The organism is Nocardioides insulae DSM 17944, from assembly GCF_000422825.1.
GTDB lineage: Bacteria > Actinomycetota > Actinomycetes > Propionibacteriales > Nocardioidaceae > Nocardioides > Nocardioides insulae.
In genome coordinates this window covers 687,657-709,181 of the sequence record NZ_AUGU01000013.1, presented here as the reverse complement: position 1 = coordinate 709,181, position 21,525 = coordinate 687,657, and the positions used below count along the sequence as shown (strand labels likewise).

Sequence of the window (21,525 nt, the reverse complement as noted above, 5' to 3'; positions counted from 1 at the left end):
CCGATGATGTGGGTCTTCGCCATCGTGATCGTGCTCGCCATGGGCGGGATCGCGCTGGTCGCCGCCGGACGCGGAGCGCCCATGTCCCGTGCGTACGACGACAGCCCCGACACCCTGGTGCCGTCGGCCCGGCCGCTGACCGGCACCGACCTGCGCCGGGTGCGCTTCCCCCTCGCCGTCCGCGGCTACCGGATGGCGGAGGTGGATGCCCTCCTGAGCCGCCTCGCCGAGGAGCTCGACGGGCCTCCGGCCGCCCGCGAGGGCGGCCGGGGTGGTGAGGAAGAGGACTGAGGCGGCAACCTGGGTCACAATGCCGAGCGTGTCTGTCACGGCGATCCTCGTCTACCTCTGCACGGTCCTGGCCGCGGCGGTGGTGGTGCTGACCCGGATGCTGCTCGGTCGGGGCCGAGGCGACCACCGGGTGGGCCCCGCGCTGCTCGGCGTACACACCGTGGCCGGCGCCGTGGCGGTCCTGCTCTGGGTCACCTTCCTGCTCCTCCCCGACGACGTCGGAGCCGGTGACCTGATCGGTGTGCTCGCGCTCGGCTGCTGGTGGGTGGTCGCCGCCGCCGGCCTGCTGATCCTGATGCGCTGGAAGCCCGCCCGAGGCCGCCGCGCCCGCGGGGGACACGAGCATCGGGTGGGCAACCTCTGGCTCTCGCTGGCCGGCCACCTCGGGATGGTGGTGGCCGCGGTCGTGTTCACGCTCGGCTACGTCACCTCGGCGGTGTGAGCGCTCACCGACGGCCGGACGCGGGGTGTGTGTTCTCGCACATCAGCGATGGGGGATAATGGCTTCACCCGTTCGGGTCCGGCGTGTGCCGGGCCCCTCCCAGGACGCTGAAAGATGAGGTTGCGCATGGCGGCGATGAAGCCCCGGACCGGAGATGGTCCTCTGGAGGTCACCAAGGAGGGGCGCGGCATCATCATGCGCGTGCCTCTGGAGGGTGGCGGCCGCCTGGTCGTCGAACTGAAGCCCGACGAGGCCACCGCGCTCGGCGCGGCCCTGAAGGATGTCGTTGGGTGAGCTGCCGGCCCAGGTGACGCCCCCGCGCTTCACCCTGGCCGGCACCGGTCCTGACTCGGTGACCCGCGGCGAGGTGATCGCCGTGCCGGTGCTCCCGGCCGACGAGTCCGACGCCCTGGTCCTCGGGCCCGGGGCCGCTGCGCTCGCCGAGGAGCTGGACCTGCTCGGGGTGCTCGAGGTCGAGGGTGCCACCGGGAAGGCCGGCGAGGTGACGACGTACGTCACGCCGTCGGGCGCGTCCGGTCAGCCCCAGCTGCGCCGGATCCTGCTCGTCGGGGTCGGGGCCCAGCGCCCCGACGACTTCCGCCGGGCGGGAGCGGCGGTCGCCCGCGTCGTGCGCGACACCGAGCAGCTGACCACCACCATCCCCGCGCTCGACCCCGACCGCGCGATCGAGCCGTTCGTCGCCGGGCTGGTGCTCGGGTCGTTCACGTTCGTGTGGCGTGCCGCCGGTGCCGAATCGGTGCCGGTGGCCGAGGTCCGCCTCGCCGAGATCGGCGAGGAGCACCAGGCCGCGTTGGGCCGGGCGGTCGCCATCGCCACCGCGTCCTGGCAGGCACGGCGGTTGGCCACCACCCCCTCCAACATCAAGAATCCGCCCTGGCTGGCCGAGCAGGCCGCCCAGATCGCGGCCGAGCACGGCCTCACCTGCACCGTGTGGGACGAGACCCAGCTCGCCGAGGAGGGCTTCGGTGGCCTGGTCGGGGTCGGACAGGCCTCGGTGACCCCGCCCCGACTGATCCGCCTCGACTACGCCCCCGCGAAGGCCAAGCGGTCCACACCCACGGTGGTGCTGGTCGGCAAGGGGATCACCTTCGACAGCGGTGGGCTCTCGATCAAGCCCGGCGAGGGCATGCGCACCATGAAGCGGGACATGACCGGCGGTGGCGTGGTCATCTCCACCATGGCCGCCCTGGCCCAGGTCGGCTGCCCGGTCAAGGTGGTCGGCCTGATCGCCGCCGCCGAGAACGCCGTGTCCGGCAATGCCCTGCGGCCCGGCGACGTCGTACGTCACTACGACGGACGCACCAGCGAGGTCACCAACACCGATGCCGAGGGGCGGCTGGTGATGGCCGACGCCCTGGCGTACGCCGTCGCGCACCTCCAGCCCGCCGCCCTGGTCGACATCGCCACCCTGACCGGTGCGATGAAGGTCGCGCTCGGCCAGAATCTCGGCGGCTACTTCGCCGACGACGACGCGCTCGCCGGTCACCTGGAGAGCGCCGGTCTGGCCTCGGGTGAGCCGGTGTGGCGGATGCCACTGACCTCGACCTACGCCGACAAGTTGGCCAGCAAGATCGCGGACGCGGACAACGCCGCCGGAGGCCCCGGTGCGATCACGGCCGCGCTCTTCCTCCAGGCATTCACGGGCGAGGTGCCGTGGGCGCATCTCGACATCGCCTCGGTGGGTGACGCCGCGAAGGACGAGTTCGAGTGGACCGAGGGGCCGACCGGGTTCGGGGCACGCCTGCTCCTCACCTGGCTCGGCTCGGAGCAGCCGCTGTCCGGCGTGGGCGGCTGAGCCGCCTCCGGTCAGAGCTTCTTGGCCACCAGCAGGCCGTCGCCCAGCGGGAGCATCACGGGCATCAGGTCGTCGTGGTCGAGCACGGCACGACCCAGGTCGCGGATCGCCACGGTCTGCTCGTCCCGCTGGGCGGGGTCCGCGACCCGGTCGTGCCACAGTGCGTTGTCGAAGGCCACCACGCCGCCGGGACGCAGCAGTCGCAGCGCCTCGTCGAGGTAGGAGGAGTACTCCGCCTTCTCGGCATCACAGAAGACCAGGTCATAGTGCCCGTCGGTGAGGCGGGGGAGGACGTCCAGGGCCGCGCCGGAGATGGTGCGCACCCGCTGGGTTCGGAAACCGGCCTCGGCGAACGACTCCCGCGCCAGACGCTGGTGCTCGGCCTCGATGTCGACCGTGGTGAGGACGCCGTCGGCGTGCATCCCGCGCAGCAGCCAGAGCCCGGACACGCCGGCTCCGGTCCCGACCTCGACCACGGCACGCGCGTCCAGGGCGGCCGCGACGAAGCGCAGGGCCGCTCCCACACCGGAGCCGATCGCGGTCGCACCGACCTCCTCGGCACGGGCCCGCGCGGCGGCGAGGACGTCGTCCTCGGGCACGAAGGTCTCGGCGTAGCTCCACGTGGCGGCGGTCGGGGCCGGGAAGTCGCGCATGGGCTCAACCTATCGTGTGCCGCCCGTGTGCGCGGAGCCACACTCCCCGGACGGGCGAGCCGCACGGGGAACGGATCGGGCGCGAGTGGCGTTGTCACTTTCACAGGCTCCTTTCAGGGAGCTCCATTACGGTCAGGAGACCCTCACCGGTGAGATCCCCGTTGCGAGCAAGGAGCAGAACTGTGACTGACCAGCCGCAGGTCCGCGAGCCTGCTCCTGGTGTGCCCTCCTGGGACGAGGTGGTGGAGCAGCACTCCGCCCGGGTCTATCGCTTGGCCTACCGACTCACCGGCAACCGGCACGACGCCGAGGACCTCACCCAAGAGGTCTTCGTCCGTGTCTTCCGATCCCTGGACGGCTACACCCCCGGCACGTTCGAGGGGTGGCTGCATCGGATCACCACGAACCTGTTCCTGGATCAGGCCCGGCGCAAGCAGCGGATCCGTTTCGACGCACTCTCCGACGAGCGGGCAGACCGCCTCACCAGCAGTACGCCGGCGCCGGATGTGGCCTATGCCGACCAGCGCTTCGACGACGACATCGAGAGCGCCCTGGCCACCCTGCCCCCGGACTTCCGGGCCGCGGTGGTCCTCTGCGACGTCGAAGGGCTCTCCTACGACGAGATCGCCGAGATCCTCGGGGCGAAACTGGGCACCGTGCGGTCCCGGATCCACCGTGGGCGGGCGATGCTGCGCAAGGCGCTGGCGCACCGCGCGCCGGGCGAGGGGCGGCTGCGCTACTCCGGACCACAGGTCCTCGGCTGGGGGACCAACGCATGATCGGCGGGCATCTCGGGTCTCGCGCCAGCGCACTCCTGGACGGGCAGCTCAGTGCGGAGGACGCCGAGCGGGCCTGGCAGCACGTGCACGACTGTCACCAGTGTCGTGACCACGTCGAGCGCGAGGGATGGGTGAAGCGGCGGCTCGCCGGACTCGGTGGCGGTGACGCGACCGCACTCCCCGCCGGGCTCAAGGGAGCGCTGCTCCGTCCCGATCTGCCGCTCGAGGCATGCCTGGAGTTCGACGCCCCGCCGCGCCGTACCGCCGTCGGCCTGGCGGTGCTCGGCGGCGGCGCGGTCGGCGCGGCGATGATGGGAGTGCTGGCACTCGGGGCGGCCCCGGCGTCGGCGCCGACGGTCAATGACGAGTTGCCGCTCGTCACCCGGCACGTGTCCGACACGACCACCACGCCGGCCAGCACGCCCCCGTCCCCGCGGTTCCAGCCGGGCGATCCCGGGCTGCGCTGACCCGACCGGGGCCGCTCCGCAGGCACCGGTCAGCCGGGCCGATCACCCGCCCGGGCGAGGGTAGGGGCGGACGCGTCCCCACCGACGGGACACAATGTGGGTGTGAGTGATCGCGACCCGGAGACGACTCCGCCGACCTGGGACCCCTCGGTGGTCCCGCCCGAGCAGGCGCGCTTCGCCCCTCCGGGTGCGCGGCCGGGTTTCGTGGGTGGCCCACCACCCGGCCACCGCAGTGCGGCCAGCGAGTCCGCCGGTGTCGGGGACCCGGCGGCCACGCAGCCACTGACGCCCGGCGTCTCAGGCTCCGGGCCGCGACCGTCCGGGCCTGGGCTGCCTCCACCGGGTCCGCCGCCCACACCTTCGCGGGGACCGGGCCCGTGGTCGGGGCCCGGGTGGTTCCCCCCGGATCGACCGGGGGATGAGCCCGGCTCGGACAAGCGTGCCCGGGTCAGCGGCTGGGTCTGGCCCGCGGTGGCCGCCCTCGCCCTGGTGCTCGGTGTGGCCGGGGGTTATGTCGGCGCGACCCTGCAGGACGAGTCCTCCCCGGTGGTGACGACCAGTGGCCGCACCGGTGACGTGGGCAACTCCGAACCGGCACCGGTCGATGCCGCCGAGGCGAGCGTGGTGTCGGTGGCCGATGCCCTGCTGCCCTCCACCGTGCAGATCATCGCGGGATCGCAGTCCGATGGTTCTGGAGCGACCGGGTCCGGGTTCGTGCTCAACGACCGGGGTCAGATCATCACCAACAACCATGTCGTCGCGGGCGTCTCGGACGGCGGCCGGATCAGCGTGATCGACCACAAGGGCAACGAGCACGACGCGGTGGTGCTCGGGACCTCTCCGGTCTATGACATCGCGGTGCTCTCGGTGCCCAGCGCGAAGGACCTGGCCCCCGCCGCCCTCGGATCCGCGGATGCGTTGAAGGTAGGTGAACCGGTGGTCGCGATCGGGTCGCCGCTGGGACTCTCCTCGACGGTCACCTCGGGCATCGTCAGCGCACTGCAGCGGCCGGTCACCACCGGCGACACCAGCGACGACCTCTCCTACATCAACGCCATCCAGACCGACGCCGCGATCAATCCGGGCAACTCCGGCGGGCCGCTGACCAACATGCTCGGGCAGGTCGTGGGCGTCAACACCGCCATCGCGACCGCCGGCGGGATGGGCGACTCCGGCAACATCGGAGTGGGGTTCGCGATCCCCGTCGAGCAGGTCAAGGTGACGGCCCAACAGATCATCGACAACGGCGAGGCGCGCTACCCCGTCATCGGCGCCCAGGTCGACACCCGGCCTGCCACCGAGGGCGCTCGTGTGCAGTCGGTCAACAACGGCAGCCCGGCGGCGGACGCCGGCCTCCAGGCGGGTGACGTGGTGGTCGAGGTGGCCGGCCAGCGGGTGACCGACGGGATCGCGCTGATCGTGGCGATCCGCACCCACCAGCCCGGCGAGACGATCCGGCTCACGGTCGAGAGGGAGGGACAGACCGAGAAGGTCGACGTCACCCTCGACGGCCAGGTCGGCTAGGCGCCGCGGCTCATCGGCGTGGTGTCACCCGGCATGGTGGCACTCGGCGTGGTGGCGACCGGCTCGTCGTCCCCGGCGTCAGGTGGTGAGGGACCGGGCGGTCCGGCGGTGATGGGGCCGCCGAGCCACCACATCGTCGACACGAGGGACCTGCCCGAGCTCACTCCTCCCGGGTGGTGTCGGCCTCCACGAACGGGTGATCGGCCACGAACGCCTCGGTGGCGTGGTAGGCCTGCTCGATGTACTCCTCCAGCTTCTCCGCCTCCACCCGCCACTGACCGCGACCCCCGATCTTGATCGCGGGCAGCTCACCGCGGCGAACCAACGCGTAGACCTGGGCCGAAGAGGTGTTGAGGACCTCGGCCACGTCGGCAAGGGTCAAGAAGCGCGGAGTCCCTGGCATGCTCACATGGTCCCACTCCACCGCGATCCTCCGCAGGGACCCCGGAGATTCTGTGGACGGTGCCCTCACCCCGGCCGGCGGGGTGCGGCGGGAGCCTCCTGCCTCAGCCTGTGGATCATGGGTCGCGGAGCACGGCGAGCTGAGTGATGATACGCCGGTGTCACACATGCTCGGGAACCTCACGGGGGCCGATGGCGGCCCCTCCGCCCACACCGAACCGACCGGCTATGCCGGCGCCCCGGTCGCGAAGCGACCCCGCCGTCCCGGCTGGCGCGACCCGCGACTATGGATCGGGGTGGCGATCGTGGCGGTGTCCGTGGTGGTCGGCTCGCGCCTGTTCGCGTCGGTCGACGACACCGTGGGCGTGTGGGCGGTGAGCTCGGACGTCGCCGCCGGCGCCGAGCTGGGCAGCGAGGACCTGGTGGTGCAGCAGGTCCGCTTCGCCGATCCCGGTCAGGTCGATCGGTACTTCTCGGCCCAGGCGCCGGTCCCCGGTGACCTGCGGGTCCGACACTCGGTGAGCGCGGGTGAGCTCCTGCCCAGGAGCGCGGTCACCCAGAGCAGCGACACCGGACTCGTCGAGGTGCCGGTGGCCGCTGAGCCGGAGCAGGTGCCGTCCTCGGTCGGCCCCGGATCGGTGGTCGACGTCTATCTCGCGGACCCGCAGAGCGGGCGTGACCTGCCGCGCGGTGGCGCGGGGCCGGTGCTGAGCGAGGCGGGCGTGGTCGAGGCCCCCGCGATGGCCGACAGCTTCGGCACCTCGGGGCGTCGGCAGGTGGTCCTGGCCGTGCCCGAGCAGGACGCGGAGAGGTACTTCGCCGCCATGGCGACGATGCAGGCCCCGTCCCTGACCATCGTCGCGAGGGCGTGAGGAGCCTGCGATGCCGGTCGTGACCCTGATCCTCGGTGCCGGGGCGGCCTGGGAGTCCCAGGTGCTCGCCGTGCTCGATCGCCATCGTGCAGTGGCCGTTCTCAAGCGGTGTGTCGACGTCGAGGACCTCCTTGCCGCCGCCTCGTCGGGGCAGGCGGACGCAGCAGTGCTGGGCCTCGAGGCTCCCGGGATCGACGCCACGGTCGTCGCCCAACTGCAGCATCATGGCGTGCGGCCGGTGGCGATCGTGCCCGGTGGTCTCGGCGCCGAGGTGATGGCCGCGCGCGCCACACGGGTCGGGCTTCGCACTCTTGTGCCCGAGGACGACCCCGACGGGGTCCTCGAGGCCCTCACCAGTGCCGATGAGCCGGCGACCGTCGCCCCCGACCTGCTCGAAGAGGCCTACGCCGCGCCCGCCGCCTCGGGATCCGCGCAGACCGGGCGGGTGGTGGCGGTCTGGGGCCCGGCCGGTGCCCCGGGGCGCACCCTGGTCGCCACCGCACTCGCGGCCGAGTTGGCGGCCCGCTCAAAGGACACCCTGTTGGTCGATGCCGACCCCTTCGGTGGGGCGGTGGCGCAGTGTCTCGGCATCCTCGACGAGGTCTCCGGCCTCCTCGCCGCCGCCCGGCTCGCGGCGTCGGGGGAGCTCTCGGAGCGCTTCCTCACCATCCCGCGCACCATCGGGCCGCACCTGGGCGTCGTCACCGGCCTCCCGCGAGCCGACCGCTGGACCGAGGTGCGCGCGGGTGCGCTCGAGCAACTGCTGGATCAGGCCCGCCGCCGCGGCAGCACCATCCTCGACACCGGGTTCTGTCTGGAGGACGACCCGGCCGCCGATCTCGCCGGTCGGCCAGGCCGACACCACCTCACCCTCACCGCCCTCGACCACGCCGATGAGATCGTCGTGGTCGGCGCGGCCGACCCGGTCGGGTTGACCCGGTTGGCGCGCGGGCTGGTCGAGTTGGGTGAGCGGATGTCCGGCACACCGGTCCGGGTGGTGGTCAACCGGATGCGGAACTCGCTCGGCTGGTCCGAGACCGCGGTGGCGGAGATGCTCACGGGCGTGGTCGGACCGGTGCCGTTGCACGTCCTCCCCGACGACCGTACGGCGGTCGACCGGGCCCTGGTCTCCGGGCGCACCCTGGTCGAGGCGGCCCCCGAGTCTCCACTGGCCTCTGCGGTGGCGGGTCTCGCGGACGCGGTGATGCCGCTGTCCACCCGGCCGAGGCGGCGCACCGGGCCCGGTCGTGAGCGGCTGCGCAGGGCACTGGCCGGACGCAGCGCCCGCTGACCGGGTCCCCGCAGTCTCCTCCGCACTCGGGAGCGCGGAACGGTCCGCGCGGCTCGCTGTTCCCCGCCCGGGCCGGGCCGAGGACCCCGTCGTCACCGGTCGTGATCGTCCAACTCATCGGCCACCCCGGCGGGGTGACTCACCACGACGGGATGGAGCGCGGGGGAGCCCTCGCCCCGTTCGAGGTGAGCCGACACGAGCAGGGCGATGCGCAGGTACGCGGCCCCGGGCTCGGCCACCTCCTCGCCGGCACGTACCAGCCGCACCAGTGGACCGGCCAGCACGCCCGGCCTCGGCGGCCCTGCGGCGGCACTTCGGCGTACCCACCGGACGTCGTGGCGCTCGTCGGTCCAGTTCAGCGCTGTCCTAGGACGAGAACAGCAGGAACAGACCACCGACGGTGAAGCCGATCATCGCGATCAGCAGGGAGAGCTGACCCGAGAGCTGATGCTTGGCCGGAAGCAGTTTCAGGGCCCGGTCGTGTGAGGAGACCACTCCGAGCACATGCCCGGTCACGACCGCGATCACCTTGAGGGTGGCGAGCAGGGTGGGGTGGTCGGAGAGGACGTAGCGCACCTTCAGATCGGCGGTACCGAGGATGTTCGCGCCGGTCGAGAGGGGATCGCTGGCCTGGATCAGGGTCTGCTGACCGGTCTCGACGAGGAGTGAGAGGTAGTGGGCCACGACGTAGCCCACGATGATCGGCACCATCGAGTGCGCGAACAGGCGCGGCAGGTCACGTCGCCGGGTCCGCTCGTCGATGCCGGTGAGCATGGTGCCGAGCGCGAAGATCGCTCCGACTCCGACGCAGAAGGCCATCAGCGTCACGGTGCCCACCGCGGTGAGCGACCAGTCGTGACGGTTCATCCACTCGCTGCCCTGCACGAACCGCACCCAGTAGGACGACTCGCTGAACGAGTCGAAGGCCGTCGACCCGAACAGCACGCAGACCACCGCCGGAAGGCCGAACCCCGGGTCGACCGTGTCCAGGTTGGCCAAGGGGCTGCGGACGACGAGCCGGCCCTCCCGGCGTCCCCAGACCGACAGCTTGGCCGCCAGCTCGGAGAAGACCTCGAACGGATCGGCGTACCGGTAGAACGTGGAACCGAAGAGCAGACCACCCACCAGCATCACGGCCACATAGACCGCGCACCACAGCCGCACCGAGGAGATCGAGACCCCATCGGGGTTGACCAGTTCCTGCCAGACGAAGAGGAAGAGCCCGATCGCGGCGGGCCAGTACCCCAATCGGGCCGGGTAGGTGAGCATGCCCTGTCCGGGGTCTGCGCCGATGAGTCGGGTGAGCCCGTCGTTGAGGGTGCGCATCGGGCTGATCGCCCGCCACACCGGTCCCACGAGCACCGAGGCGAAGGGGATGCCGACCCACCACCACACGTAGAAGATGCCGATCAGCGGGTTGATCAGCAGGTCCTGGCCGAACAGGGCGGCCACGACGAGGTAGACGAGGACCAGCAGCCCCACCGCTTTGAGCGACCAGCGGAAGACGGCCGAGTCGACGATGGTCGCCAGCCAGGTCCATGCGGGCCGGCCGGAGGCCTCGCCGGCGTACCGGGGGGTGCGCCAGGCGAAGGCCAGGACGACGAACGAGACGGCCATCGCCGCGACCGCGCCGACGATCGCCAGTTCGGGGGGCAGTGGGAGGTCTTTGGCACCACCGACGCCGTGCGCGAGGATCAGGTCACTCGAGGAGGCCGTGGCGGTCATGGGGATGGGTGCGGGCATGGGGGAGTGCTCAGTCGGGCTGAACCGCGTGGTCAGCTCACCTCGAGCTGGACGATGGTCTTGTCCAGCGCGTGGGACTCCACCTCGTAGATCCCGGCCCGGTCGAAGGATCCGGCCTGCACCACGGTGGTGCCGGCGTCGTACTCGAGGGTCTTCTCGGGATCGGCGTGGATGTGCAGCTCGCCCGGCGCGTCCGCCTTCACCTCGAACTCGACGTCTTGACCCAGCGGCACCTCGACCCGCTCGCCGTTGGGGGTGACGGTGTCTCCGGAGAACTCGACCTGGATGGTCACCGGCTCCGACGAGCCGGCCCCGTCCGCGGTGTCGTCGTCACTGCCGCACGCCGTCAGCGCGAACAGGCCGACGAGGAGGGTGAGGACGGCCAGGGTGCGCCGCATGGTTCGCCTTTCTCGCGGAATGCAGGGAGATCAAAGCCCGGACGCACGATCGGCGCGACCGGAGTTCTGCCACCATCGCAGCACAATCTGAGAGCCGTCCAAGAAAGCTGGGCCCACCGCAAGGATCTTCGGTGAGGTGGGTCACCGAGGGCGGCTGTCGGGGCATGATGACCGCGGGAACGACGGAGTAGGGGGGGGCCGATGGGGGAACGACTGACCCCGCGTGACGCGGGCCTGTTGCGGGACGAGAGCGAGACGGCGCCGCGCACCAATGCGACCGTCCAGATCTTCGACCCCGGCGGGAGTGGCGGCGAGCCCGGGCTCGCGTTCGACGCGCTGCTGGATCTGGTGGCCGAACGGTTGGAGTTCCTGCCGCGCTACCGCAAGCGCGTGCAGGTGGTTCCTGGCCGGCTCGCCCACCCGGTCTGGGTCGACGACCCCGGCTTCGACCTCGACTATCACGTACGCCGCTCGGCGGTGCCGCGTCCCGGTGGCGACGACCAGCTCCGGGACCTGGTGGCCCGGATCGTGTCGCGTCCGCTGGACCGGAGCCGGCCGCTGTGGGAGGCCTACCTGGTGGAGGGACTCGCCGGAGGCCGGGTGGCCCTGCTCACCAAGACCCACCAGGTCCTGGTCGACGGGGTCGACACCGTCGACCTCGGTCAGTTGCTGCTGGACAACGCGCCGGACCGACGGCCGCTGGGCGAGGAGGCCTGGGCGCCGCGCGGTACACCGTCCTCGCTGGCGCTGGTGCTCGACGCGGTGCAGGACAACCTCACGAATCCGGGCACCCTGCGGCACACCGTGGAGGGTGCGGGGACCGGGGTCCTGCGGGGGATGCGCCGTTCACGTCGCCGGGTGGCGCGCGTGGCGCGGACCGTCGTCGGCCGGACGCCGTCCCGACCCACGCCGATCGGCGGCCGGCTGTCGCGGCAGCGCCGGGTCACGTTCGTGGAGACCGAGCTCAGTGCCTACCAGCGGGTGCGCGAAGCACACGGTGGCTCGGTCAACGACGTCGTCCTCGCGGTGGTCGCCGGTGGTCTGCGCGGGTGGTTGATGACCCGGGCCGAATCACTGGCCGGGCTCCGCACCATCAGGGCCCTGGTGCCGGTGAGCGTGCTCGACGAGGAACTGGAGGCCACCTCGATGGGCACCCAGATCGCCCCCCACCTCGTCGACCTGCCGATCGGTGAACCCAGCGCAGTCGTCCGTCTCCACCAGGTGTCGTACTCCTTCGAGAAGCACCGGGCCTCCGAGCGGGCCGTCCCGGCGCAACGTCTGGCCGGCTATGCGGGGTTCGCGCCGACGACCTTCCATGCGATGGGGGCGCGGGTGGCCGCGGCTCAGCCGCGCAGCTTCCAGATCAGCGTGGTCAACGTGCCCGGGCCGCAGAGCACCCTGTACGCCGCGGGTGCGCCGATGACCGCCAGCTACCCGGTGCACCCGTTGCTCCCCGGTCACGCGCTGGCCGTCGGAGTGACCTCCTACGACGGGAAGGTCTTCTTCGGGATCACCGCCGACCGCGACCTGGTGCCGGACGACGAGGTGCTGGGTCAATGCCTGCGCGAGGCGCTGGACGAGCTCGACGACACCACGTCGGGACGCCGCCGTCTCCGCCGCGGACGCCGGTCGGGCAAGATCGCCCCATGAACCCAGCCGCTAGCTCGTCTCGCGTCGAACGGTGCCCCGCATGACCACTCGCATCTACCTGCCCGCCACGGTCGCGGACCTGGCCGCCTGGCACGCGGCCGGACGGATCCCGTCCACGGAGGCGGGCTATCTCGCGCCCGATACCTCCGAGGAGGGGGAGTATGCCGCGCTGATGTCCGCGGCCGAGGACTCGCTCGCCCGTCTGGCGGGCGAGCCCGGTCGGCGAGTGGTGGTGGTCGTGGAGGTGGAGAGCGCTGCGGGCGAGGTGCCGCTGCGCGAGGTGGTGGCGGTGCACGCCGACGCGGAGGCGCGCCCCGCGGACGCAGACCCGGACGAGGATCTCGCCTGGTTCGCGACCCAGGAGATCCCCGACCTGATCGATTCCTGAGCCGGTCAGACCGCCCGGCCGAGGTCCACGGCCGACGAATCCGGCCTCAGCGGGCGAGCCAGCGGGTGCCGACCCGCTCCTCCCTGGCGAGGGCCTTGAGCATCAGGTCGCGCACCAGTTGCTCGACCTTGCCGCCGACGAACGGGATGGACACGCTGATGTCCAGGTCCATGCGGTACACGGTGCTGCCGGCGTCCTCGGTGAGGGTGGCCTGCCCGGACATCGACCCGGGCTTGCCCGGGATGGTGACCTCCACGCCGGCCGCGGACTCGCTCGCCCACTGCTCGCGCTGCACGATCTGGATCTCCTCGCCGACCAGCTTCTTGGCGAAGGAGGGGATGCCCTGGGCGGACATGGCCCGGTCGACGATCACCTCGCGGCCGGTGCCGACGCCGGGTTCGCCGCTGACGGTGACGGTGCGGCGGACGACCTTCTGGGCATCGCAGACCGCCTCGCGGTAGGCGGGGTCTCCCAGCATCGCCGCCACCTGGTCGAGGGGGGCGGCGTACCGGATCTCGTGGGCGAGGTGAGTCGTCATGGTGCCCATCATGCCCGTCGGCCAGCGGGACGCGAGCGCGTCTCGGATCCAAGACACTCTTGCGACCGGACCCCCTCGTCCGCGCCCGGACACGACCGCGGATGACCTACGCTCATGGAGTGTCAACGTCGACGCAACACGCAGCCCTGCCCCTGGAAGGTCTCAAGACGGCGCTGGTGAGGGAGGCGGCCGATCTGGCCCGCTCCTCACGCGGGTCCGGAGGGCCCGCGCGCGACGATGCGGAGCCGCTGATGGCGGCCTACTATCGCCATGTCGCGCCGGAGGATCTCGAGGATCGCACCGCCGGCGACCTGTACGGCGCCTTCGCATCGCATCTGCGGTTGGCGCAGACCCGGCCACAGGGCACCGCCTCGGTGCGGGTGGAGACGCCGACCCCGGGAGATCACGGCTGGTCCGCCGGGTCGCACTCGGTGGTGGAGATCGTCGTGGACGACATGCCGTTCCTGGTCGACTCGGTGTCCATGGAGCTCTCCCGCCAGTTGCGCGAGGTGCACCTGGTGATCCACCCCGGCTTCGACGTCGAGCGCGACGTCGCCGGTGCCCTGGTAGCGATGCACGCGGTCGAGGACGGCTCGCGCGAACCCGCCGAGGGGCTGGTGCGCGAATCCTGGATGCACGTCGAGATCGACCGGCTCGCGGAGGCCGACGAGGACGCCCTCGTCGGCGACCTGCTGCGGGTGCTCCGCGACGTCCGCGAGGCGGTCGAGGACTGGGACAAGATGGCCGACCGGCTCGACGGGATCGTCGCCGATCTCCGGTCCGACCCGCCGAGCTCCGTGGACGCCGAGGAACTGCGGCAGAGCACCGACCTGCTGGAGTGGCTCGCCGACGACCACTTCACCTTCCTCGGCTTCCGTGAGTACGACCTGGTCGGTGAGCCCGGCCAGGAGGCGTTGCGGGCGCACGCCGGGAGCGGGCTGGGCATCCTGCGTGCCGACCCCGACCTGAGCGCGAGTGGCCGGCTCCCCGAGCCGGTCCGGGTCAAGGCCCGCGAGCAGAAGCTGCTGGTGCTGGCGAAGGCGAACTCCCGCGCGACCGTGCACCGGCCGGCGTACCTCGACTACGTGGGGGTCAAGCGCTTCGACGAGCGTGGTGAGGTCGTGGGGGAGCGTCGTTTCCTGGGCCTGTTCTCCAGTGCGGCGTACACGGAGTCGCTGCACCGGATCCCGTTGCTCCGGGAGAAGGTCGCCGCGGTGCTGGAGTACAGCCGGTTCGACCCGGCCAGCCATGCCGGCAAGATGCTGATCGACACCCTGGAGTCCTACCCCCGCGACGAGCTGTTCCACACCCCCGTCGACGAGCTCGCGCCGATGGCCGAGGCGGCGATGGAGGCTCGCGAACGGCGCCGGCTGCGGATCCTGGTCCGCAACGACACCTACGGGCGCTACGTCTCCGTGCTGGTCACCCTGCCCCGCGACCGCTACAGCACCCAGGTGCGGGAGCGGTTCTCCCGCATCCTCACCGAGCAACTGCACGCCGAGGACATCGAGTTCACCGTCCGGATCAGCGAGTCCACCACGGCACGGGTGCACTTCGTGGTGCACGTGCCGGACAGCGAATTGCTCGAGGGCCGGCTGCCGGAGGTCGACCTGGTCGACCTGGAGCGACGCTTCCAGGAGGCCTCGCGCAGCTGGCGCGACGACCTCGCCGCAGCCCTCGACGCGGAGTTCGGCGAGCAGGTCGGCGCGCGGTTGGGGCGCCGCTACCTGGACGCCTTCCCGGAGGGCTACAAGGAGGACTACGGCGCCCGCACCGGCGCCTCCGACCTCGGCCGGGTCGCGCGGCTGGAGGAGGGCGGAGGTGGCATCGACCTGCTGCTCCTGCAGACGCCCGACGCCGGCCCCGGCGAGTTCCGGCTCAAGGTGTTCCGCGTCGGTGAGCCGCTGTCCCTCTCCGAGGTGCTCCCGATCCTCGCCTGCACCGGGGTCGAGGTGACCGACGAGCGCCCTTACGAGCTGCTGGTGGGAGATGTGCGCGAGCAGCGGCGCTGCTTCATCTACGACTTCGGCCTGCGCTACGACCAGTCGGACCCGGGGGTGGGGATCGACGTCGAGTCCGACCACGCCCGCACCCTGTTCACCGACACCGTGCGAGCGCTGTGGCAGGGGGCGGCCGAGGTCGACGGCTTCAACGCCCTGGTGATGGGGGCCGGTCTGCCGTGGCGACAGGTCGCCGTGCTCCGGGCCTACGCCAAGTTCATGCGGCAGGGTGGCACGCCCTTCACGCTGTCCACGATCGAGGCTTCGCTGCTCGGCAACGTCGCGCTGACCCGCCTGCTGGTCCAGCTCTTCGAGGCCCGTTTCGATCCCGACCTCGCCGACCTTGCCGGCCCGCGCGAGGCCGCTTCGGCGCAGGAGCGGGAGCGCCGGGTCGAGGACCTCATCGGCCGGATCGCCGAGGCCCTGGACGCCGTGGCCAGTCTCGACCACGACCGGGTGCTGCGGTCCTACCTCACCCACATCCGGGCGACCCTGCGGACCAACTACTACCGCGACCGTCCCTCCATCTCGATCAAGCTCGACCCCACCGCGATCCCGGATCTGCCCGAGCCTCGCCCGGAGTACGAGATCTTCGTCTACTCCCCGCGCGTGGAGGGCGTCCACCTGCGCTTCGGCAAGATCGCCCGTGGCGGACTGCGCTGGTCGGACCGGCGCGACGACTTCCGCACCGAGGTGCTCGGCCTGGTCAAGGCCCAGATGGTGAAGAACACCGTGATCGTGCCTGTGGGGGCCAAGGGCGGGTTCGTGCCCAAGCAACTGCCGCCGGTCGGCGACCGCGAGGCCTGGCTGGCCGAAGGCAGGGCCTGCTACCGGTTGTTCATCAGCTCCCTGCTCGACCTGACCGACAACCGCGTCGACGACGGCGGCGAACGGCGCGTGGTCCCTCCGCCCCGGGTGGTGCGGCACGACGGGGACGACCCCTATCTGGTCGTGGCCGCCGACAAGGGCACCGCGACCTTCTCCGACCTCGCCAACGAGGTGTCGGCGGAGTACGACTTCTGGCTCGGCGACGCGTTCGCGTCGGGCGGCTCGGTCGGCTACGACCACAAGGCGATGGGCATCACCGCCCGGGGCGCCTGGGTCTCCGTGCAACGCCACTTCCGCGAGCGCGGACTCGACTGCCAGCGGGACGACTTCACCGTGGTCGGGGTCGGCGACATGTCCGGAGACGTCTTCGGCAACGGGATGCTGCTCTCCGAGCACATCGGCTTGGTAGCCGCCTTCGACCACCGTGACATCTTCCTCGACCCGACACCGGACCCGGCCGTCTCCTTCGCCGAGCGGTCCCGCCTCTTCGACCTGCCGCGGTCGAGCTGGCAGGACTACGACCGCGGCCTGATCTCGGAGGGCGGCGGGATCTGGTCGCGCACCCTCAAGGCCATCCCGGTCTCGCCGCAGATGCGCACCGCCCTGGGGCTCGAGGAGGACGTCGTCCTGCTGCCGCCCAACGAGCTGATCCGGGCGATCCTGCGCGCTCCCGTCGATCTGCTGTGGAACGGCGGCATCGGCACCTACGTGAAGGCCTCCGAGGAGACCCACGCCTCGGTGGGCGACAAGACCAACGACGCCGTCCGGGTCGACGGCCGCGACGTCCGGGCCACGATCATCGGTGAGGGCGGCAACCTCGGCCTCACCCAGGCCGGGCGCGTCGAGTACGCCGGACTCGGCGCCGACGGCGCCGGCGGCAGGATCAACACCGACTTCATCGACAACTCCGCCGGCGTGGACACCTCCGACCGCGAGGTCAACCTGAAGATCCTGCTCGATCGGGTGGTCGCGGCCGGGGATCTCACCCTCAAGCAGCGCAACGCGCTGCTCGCCACGATGACCGACGAGGTCGCCACGTTGGTGCTGCGCGACAACGAGGAGCAGAACCTCGCCCTCGCCAGCGCCGTGGCCCACGCTCCGTCCCTGCTCCACGTGCACGAGGAGTGGATGCGCCGCCTGGAGGGCCGCGGCGTGCTCAACCGTGAGGTCGAGGGGCTCCCGTCGCGCAAGGAGGTACGCCGCCGGCTGGAGGCCGGAGGGGTGCTGACCGTGCCCGAGCTCGCCGTCCTGATGGCGTGGACCAAGATCGAGCTGGCCCGCGAACTCGAGGCCACCGACCTGCCCGACGACCCCAGCTTCCGCGACGAACTGGTCGACTACTTCCCGGCGGAGATCCGGGAGCGGTTCACCGAGCAGATCGTCGCGCACCCGCTTAGCCGCGACATCGTGGTCACCCAGGTGGTCAACGACCTGGTCGACCGGGCCGGGATGACCTTCTGGCCGCGGCTCACCATGGAGTCCGGCGCCTCGACCGCGCAGCTCACCCGGGCCAACTTCGTCGCCCGGCGGGTGTACGGGTCGGCGCCGTTGCTCGCCGAGGTCCGCGCCCTCGACCACCAGGTCGACGCCTCCGTGCAGACCCGGATCCGGATCGAGATGCGCACCCTGGTCGAGCGGGCCACCCGGTGGCTGGTCACCCAGCAGCACCCGGTGGACGACGACCCGACGTTCGGGGCGTTCGTCGCTCCGGTGCTGCAGACGCTGGCCGCCCTGCCGGACCTGCTCACCGGCCGGGAACTGGAGGCGATGCTCGCCCGCGAGGCGAGGCTGGTGAAGGCCGGCGTCCCCGAGAAGCTGGCGACCCGGGTCGCCACCCTCGACCCGTCCTACGCCCTGCTCGGGATCGTGGACACCGCGCTCCGAGACGGGCTCGAGCCCGACGAGGTGGCGAGGGTGCACTTCGCCCTGGGGGAGCGGCTCGGGCTGCCCGCGATCCTCGACCGGATCGTGGCGCTGCCTCGCACCGACAACTGGACCACGATGGCGCGGGCGGCGATCCGCGACGACCTGTACTCCGTCCACGCCCAGCTCACCGCGCAGGTGCTGGCGCACACCGCGAGCGAGGACTCCGCACCGGCGCGGATCGCCACCTGGGAGGACCAGGAGGCCATGCAGGTGGGCCGGGCCGCCGAGACGCTCCAGCAGATCTGTGCCGACGGCGAGTCCGACCTGGCCCGGCTCTCGGTCGGCGTCCGTGCCGTCCGCGGGTTGCTGGACTGATCTGCCCCGGTCGAACTCGTCGAGGCCGGTGAGCGCGGAGACGCGCCTCGACGAGTTCGGCGGGCGTGGGTGGTCAGCTGGCGCTGGAGCGGCGTGAGCCCTCCTCGCTCTCCTCGTCGCCGTCGGCGTCGGACTCCTCTCCGCGCTTCGACTTGGCGGCCGCCACCGATCGCTGGAGGGCGGCGAGCAGGTCGACCACCTCGCCGGAGCTCTTCGTGGAGGTCTCGGTGCGCTGGACCTCACCGCCCTCGATCTTGGCCTGCACCAGTGCCTGGACGGCGTCGGCGTAGTCGTCCTCGAACTCGGCCGGCTCGAAGTCGCCGGCCAGGGTCTCGACCAGCATCCGGGCCATCGCCACCTCCTGCTCCTTGACCTCACCGATCTCGTCGAGGTCGACGGAGAAGTCCGGGGTGCGGACCTCGTCGGGCCACATCATGGTCTGCAGCACGATCACATCGCCGGTCTCGGTCGGCCGGACCCGGAGTACGGCGACGGTGGTGCGCTGTCGCAGCGCGACCGTGACCACCGCCATCCGGTCCGCCTCGAGCAGGGCCTGGCGGAGCAGGGCGTAGGGCTTGGCCCCGGTCTTCTCCGGCTCGAGGTAGTAGCTCTTCTCGAAGAGCATCGGGTCGATCTGCTCGCTCGGCACGAACTTCTCCACCGCGATCTCCCGCGAGGAGGTCGAGGGCAGGGAGGCGAGGTCGTCCTCGTCGAGGATCACCATCTCGCCGTCCTCGGTCTCGTAGCCCTTCGCGATGTCGGCGTACGGCACCTCCTCGCCGTCGATGGAGCACACCCGCTGGTAGCGGATCCGGCCGCCGTCCTTGTAGTGCACCTGCCGGAAGGCGACATCGTGGGACTCGGTCGCGGAGTACAGCTTCACGGGCACGCTCACCAGGCCGAAGCTGACCGCGCCCTTCCAGATGGCTCGCACGGTTCTGCCTTTCATCGGGGAAGAGACGGACACCAGTATCCGCCGTGTCCCCTGATCGCGCACCCGGCAGGATGGGGGCATGTCCCCGATCCCGCCGATGCTGGCCACGCCGGGCACACGCGTGCCCCCCGGCGAGGAGTGGGCGCACGAGGTCAAGTGGGACGGCGTCCGGCTGGTCGGCGACCTGCGCGGCGACACACTGCGTCTGACCACGCGCAACGCCCGTGACCGCGCCGTGGCCTGGCCTGAACTGGTCGGCGGCGCGCCCGACCGATCCGTCGTGGTCGACGGCGAGGTGATCGCGCTCAACCAGCGGGGGCTCCCCGACTTCCGCACCCTGATGGAGCGGATGCACGTCGCCTCGGCGCGCACCGCCGCCAGGCTGGCCGAGCAGGTGCCCGCGACGTACATGGTCTTCGACCTGCTGCACCTGGACGGGCGGGACCTCACCCCGCTGCCGTGGGAGGAGCGGCGGAGCCTGCTCGAGGGCCTCGACCTGGGCGCCTGGCAGGTGCCGCCGACCTACGACGACGGCGCGATGCTGCTCGACGCGACGCGTGCCCAGGGGCTGGAGGGGATCGTGTCGAAGCGACGGGCGTCGGCGTACCGCCCGGGCGAGCGCTCGACCGCGTGGCTGAAGTTCGCGCACCGCTTCCGCGGCTCCTATGTGGTCGGCGGCTGGCGTCCGCAGGTCGACAGCGCCGAGCGGCTCGGCGCGCTCCTGGTCGGTGAGGTGGGGGCCGCGGGGCTGTCCTACCGGGGAAGGGTGGGCAGCGGCATCGGTGCACGGGAGGGTCGGCTGCTCCGGGAGCTGCTGACCCCGGCCGAGACGAGCCCGTTCACCGACGAGGTGCCGCGCGTGGACACCCTCGGCACGCACTGGTGCCAGCCCCTCCTGGTGGTCGACGTGGAGACCCATGGGCAGGGGTACGACCGGTTGCGGCAGCCGGCGTTCATCACGGTCCGCGATGATCTGAGTCCGGAGGACCTGCGGTGAGCCGGCGTCCGGACAGCACCGGACCAAGTCACCGGGCACATCCACCCCGGTCGGGAGGCAGCAGTGAGTGAGGTGCACGTCGAGGTCGAGGGGCGGACCCTGCGTCTGACCAACCTGGACAAGGTGCTCTACCCGCGCACCGGTACCACGAAGGGGGAGGTGCTCGACTACTACGCACGCGTCAGCCAAGTGCTGCTGCCGCACCTGGCGGGGCGGCCGGTCACCCGGATCCGCTGGCCGCACGGGGTGTCGGACCAGAGCTTCTTCGAGAAGAACGCGCCGGCGGGCACTCCGTCCTGGGTGCACGTCGTGGAGGTGCCGACCACCGGCTCCCGGACGGCGGACAGGCGGTCGGGCACGCTCCGCTTCCCGATCGTCGACGACCTGGCCACCCTGACCTGGCTGGTCAACCTGGCCGCGCTCGAACTGCACGTGCACCAGTGGACCGCCGATGACGACGGGCACCCGCGCGGCGCCGACCGGCTGGTCATCGACCTCGACCCGGGCGAACCCGCTGGGCTGCACGAGTGCTGCCAGGTCGCCGCTCTGGTGAGGGACGAACTGGCCGAGCACGGCCTGGAGGCCCGGCCGGTCACCAGCGGCAGCAAGGGTCTCCACCTGTACGCCGCCCTGCCGGAGCCGGCGTCCCCGGAGTCGACCACCACGCTGGCCAAGGAGATCGCCGAGCGCCTCCAGCGGTCCCACTCCGACCTGGTCACCGCCACCATGACCAAGAGCCGCCGCTCCGGCAAGGTCTTCCTGGACTGGTCGCAGAACGCCGGCTCGAAGACCACCATCGCGCCGTACTCGCTGCGCGGGCGGGAGCGTCCGACGGTGGCCACCCCGGTCACCTGGGCCGAGGTCGCGGCCGGTGCCGAGGACCCGCTCGGACTGGACCAGTTCCGGTTCGACGAGGTGCTCGACCGGGTCGCGGAACACGGCGATCTGTTCGCCGGACAGGTGTGAGGATCGCCACAACGGCGGGGTCGGATCGGCGTTCGATTGCCCTCGGGTCTTGCGGAGCCCACCCCTGGCATGGTTACCGTGCTGGCGCTCCCACAAGTCAACAACACCGGTCGGGCACGCCGAATCCTGTCCCCCCGAGCCGGTCCGCTATCCCCTCAGGGACAGGAGCGGGGGACCCACGTTCCTCGTGACCACGCCGTGCTCGGCGCGGTCACTCGGGGTGAAGTCTGCCGCGCAAGCGGTGGGCCGGGCACCTTCTCGTCCGAACCCGACAGCTCACTTCGCAGGCGTGGGAAGGAATCCGA

At 71.6% G+C, this 21,525-nt stretch carries 21 protein-coding genes and 1 riboswitch; of the genes, 14 read left to right on the top strand and 7 right to left on the bottom strand.

The genetic code is table 11. From position 1 onward, the window contains the following. Window positions 1-3 precede the first annotated feature (3 nt). The 4 genes from G515_RS19405 to G515_RS0104035 all read left to right on the top strand — a co-directional run bounded on the left by G515_RS19405 (window position 4) and on the right by G515_RS0104035 (window position 2,549). Window positions 4-291 (top strand): DivIVA domain-containing protein, encoded by a 288-nt coding sequence (locus tag G515_RS19405; protein WP_245565192.1) that lies wholly within the window; start codon window positions 4-6, stop codon window positions 289-291. A gap of 28 nt (window positions 292-319) precedes the next feature. After that, window positions 320-733, top strand: coding sequence for a hypothetical protein (locus G515_RS0104045; protein WP_245565191.1), 414 nt, complete (start codon window positions 320-322; stop codon window positions 731-733). Between the two features lie 126 nt (window positions 734-859). Beyond that, window positions 860-1,027, top strand: coding sequence for a DUF3117 domain-containing protein (locus G515_RS22975; RefSeq protein WP_084653033.1), 168 nt, complete (start codon window positions 860-862; stop codon window positions 1,025-1,027). Next, a complete protein-coding gene (locus G515_RS0104035; protein ID WP_028659118.1) occupies window positions 1,014-2,549 on the top strand; it encodes a leucyl aminopeptidase family protein in 1,536 nt (511 codons plus the stop codon). Before G515_RS22975 ends, G515_RS0104035 begins: the two co-directional genes overlap by 14 nt. A gap of 11 nt (window positions 2,550-2,560) precedes the next feature. Here the strand turns inward: G515_RS0104035 and G515_RS0104030 are convergent, their stop codons facing one another. Then, window positions 2,561-3,202, bottom strand: coding sequence for an O-methyltransferase (locus G515_RS0104030; RefSeq protein ID WP_028659117.1), 642 nt, complete (start codon window positions 3,200-3,202; stop codon window positions 2,561-2,563). Window positions 3,203-3,384: 182 nt separating this feature from the next. Here G515_RS0104030 and sigE point away from each other — a divergent pair, with 182 nt between their 5' ends. The 3 genes from sigE (at window position 3,385) to G515_RS0104015 (ending at window position 5,972) form a co-directional block, all read left to right on the top strand. Further along, on the top strand, window positions 3,385-3,981 hold the full coding sequence (gene sigE, locus G515_RS19400) for an RNA polymerase sigma factor SigE (protein WP_036553863.1): 597 nt from the start codon (window positions 3,385-3,387) through the stop codon (window positions 3,979-3,981). Then, window positions 3,978-4,448: an anti-sigma factor gene (locus G515_RS22465; protein ID WP_028659116.1), complete on the top strand. Its 471-nt coding sequence runs from the start codon at window positions 3,978-3,980 to the stop codon at window positions 4,446-4,448. The genes sigE and G515_RS22465 overlap by 4 nt, the downstream gene beginning before the upstream one ends. A 471-nt stretch (window positions 4,449-4,919) precedes the next feature. Beyond that, complete coding sequence (locus tag G515_RS0104015) at window positions 4,920-5,972, top strand: S1C family serine protease (RefSeq protein WP_028659115.1); 1,053 nt, start codon at window positions 4,920-4,922, stop codon at window positions 5,970-5,972. Between the two features lie 160 nt (window positions 5,973-6,132). Here G515_RS0104015 and G515_RS0104005 read toward each other — a convergent pair whose 3' ends face one another. Further along, the gene (locus tag G515_RS0104005; RefSeq protein WP_028659114.1) at window positions 6,133-6,375 is read right to left on the bottom strand and encodes a helix-turn-helix domain-containing protein; all 243 of its coding nucleotides are present in this window, start codon (window positions 6,373-6,375) and stop codon (window positions 6,133-6,135) included. Between the two features lie 166 nt (window positions 6,376-6,541). Here G515_RS0104005 and G515_RS19390 point away from each other — a divergent pair, with 166 nt between their 5' ends. Both G515_RS19390 and G515_RS0103995 read left to right on the top strand, forming a co-directional pair. Next, window positions 6,542-7,246 carry a CpaB family protein gene (locus G515_RS19390; RefSeq protein WP_051217831.1) on the top strand — a complete coding sequence of 235 codons (705 nt, stop codon included), beginning with the start codon at window positions 6,542-6,544 and terminating at the stop codon, window positions 7,244-7,246. Window positions 7,247-7,256: 10 nt separating this feature from the next. Next, a complete protein-coding gene (locus G515_RS0103995; protein WP_028659113.1) occupies window positions 7,257-8,537 on the top strand; it encodes a CpaE/TadZ family protein in 1,281 nt (426 codons plus the stop codon). Window positions 8,538-8,629: 92 nt separating this feature from the next. Here G515_RS0103995 and G515_RS0103990 read toward each other — a convergent pair whose 3' ends face one another. From G515_RS0103990 to G515_RS0103980, 3 genes are all read right to left on the bottom strand, one after another. Continuing rightward, window positions 8,630-8,803: a hypothetical protein gene (locus G515_RS0103990; RefSeq protein WP_169570422.1), complete on the bottom strand. Its 174-nt coding sequence runs from the start codon at window positions 8,801-8,803 to the stop codon at window positions 8,630-8,632. 100 nt (window positions 8,804-8,903) lie between these two features. Beyond that, window positions 8,904-10,280 (bottom strand): hypothetical protein, encoded by a 1,377-nt coding sequence (locus G515_RS0103985; RefSeq protein WP_245565190.1) that lies wholly within the window; start codon window positions 10,278-10,280, stop codon window positions 8,904-8,906. Window positions 10,281-10,312: 32 nt separating this feature from the next. After that, a complete protein-coding gene (locus tag G515_RS0103980; protein ID WP_028659110.1) occupies window positions 10,313-10,678 on the bottom strand; it encodes a hypothetical protein in 366 nt (121 codons plus the stop codon). Between the two features lie 201 nt (window positions 10,679-10,879). Here G515_RS0103980 and G515_RS0103975 point away from each other — a divergent pair, with 201 nt between their 5' ends. Both G515_RS0103975 and G515_RS0103970 read left to right on the top strand, forming a co-directional pair. Then, entirely contained in the window at window positions 10,880-12,328 is a 1,449-nt protein-coding gene (locus G515_RS0103975; RefSeq protein WP_028659109.1) for a WS/DGAT/MGAT family O-acyltransferase, read from the top strand. A 40-nt stretch (window positions 12,329-12,368) separates the two neighbouring features. Then, complete coding sequence (locus tag G515_RS0103970; RefSeq protein ID WP_028659108.1) at window positions 12,369-12,716, top strand: DUF6912 family protein; 348 nt, start codon at window positions 12,369-12,371, stop codon at window positions 12,714-12,716. 46 nt (window positions 12,717-12,762) lie between these two features. Here the strand turns inward: G515_RS0103970 and G515_RS0103965 are convergent, their stop codons facing one another. After that, the gene (locus G515_RS0103965) at window positions 12,763-13,254 is read right to left on the bottom strand and encodes a DUF2505 domain-containing protein (protein WP_169570420.1); all 492 of its coding nucleotides are present in this window, start codon (window positions 13,252-13,254) and stop codon (window positions 12,763-12,765) included. Between the two features lie 251 nt (window positions 13,255-13,505). On the opposite strand from G515_RS0103965, the gene G515_RS0103960 reads away from it, so the two are divergent. Then, window positions 13,506-18,323, top strand: coding sequence for an NAD-glutamate dehydrogenase (locus tag G515_RS0103960; RefSeq protein ID WP_245565189.1), 4,818 nt, complete (start codon window positions 13,506-13,508; stop codon window positions 18,321-18,323). Between the two features lie 73 nt (window positions 18,324-18,396). Here the strand turns inward: G515_RS0103960 and ku are convergent, their stop codons facing one another. Continuing rightward, entirely contained in the window at window positions 18,397-19,257 is an 861-nt protein-coding gene (gene ku, locus G515_RS0103955; protein WP_028659105.1) for a non-homologous end joining protein Ku, read from the bottom strand. Window positions 19,258-19,336: 79 nt separating this feature from the next. On the opposite strand from ku, the gene G515_RS0103950 reads away from it, so the two are divergent. Beyond that, the gene (locus G515_RS0103950) at window positions 19,337-20,254 is read left to right on the top strand and encodes an ATP-dependent DNA ligase (RefSeq protein WP_036553857.1); all 918 of its coding nucleotides are present in this window, start codon (window positions 19,337-19,339) and stop codon (window positions 20,252-20,254) included. A gap of 63 nt (window positions 20,255-20,317) precedes the next feature. Further along, on the top strand, window positions 20,318-21,220 hold the full coding sequence (ligD, locus tag G515_RS0103945) for a non-homologous end-joining DNA ligase (RefSeq protein WP_028659103.1): 903 nt from the start codon (window positions 20,318-20,320) through the stop codon (window positions 21,218-21,220). A 135-nt stretch (window positions 21,221-21,355) separates the two neighbouring features. After that, window positions 21,356-21,525: riboswitch (cyclic di-AMP (ydaO/yuaA leader) on the top strand.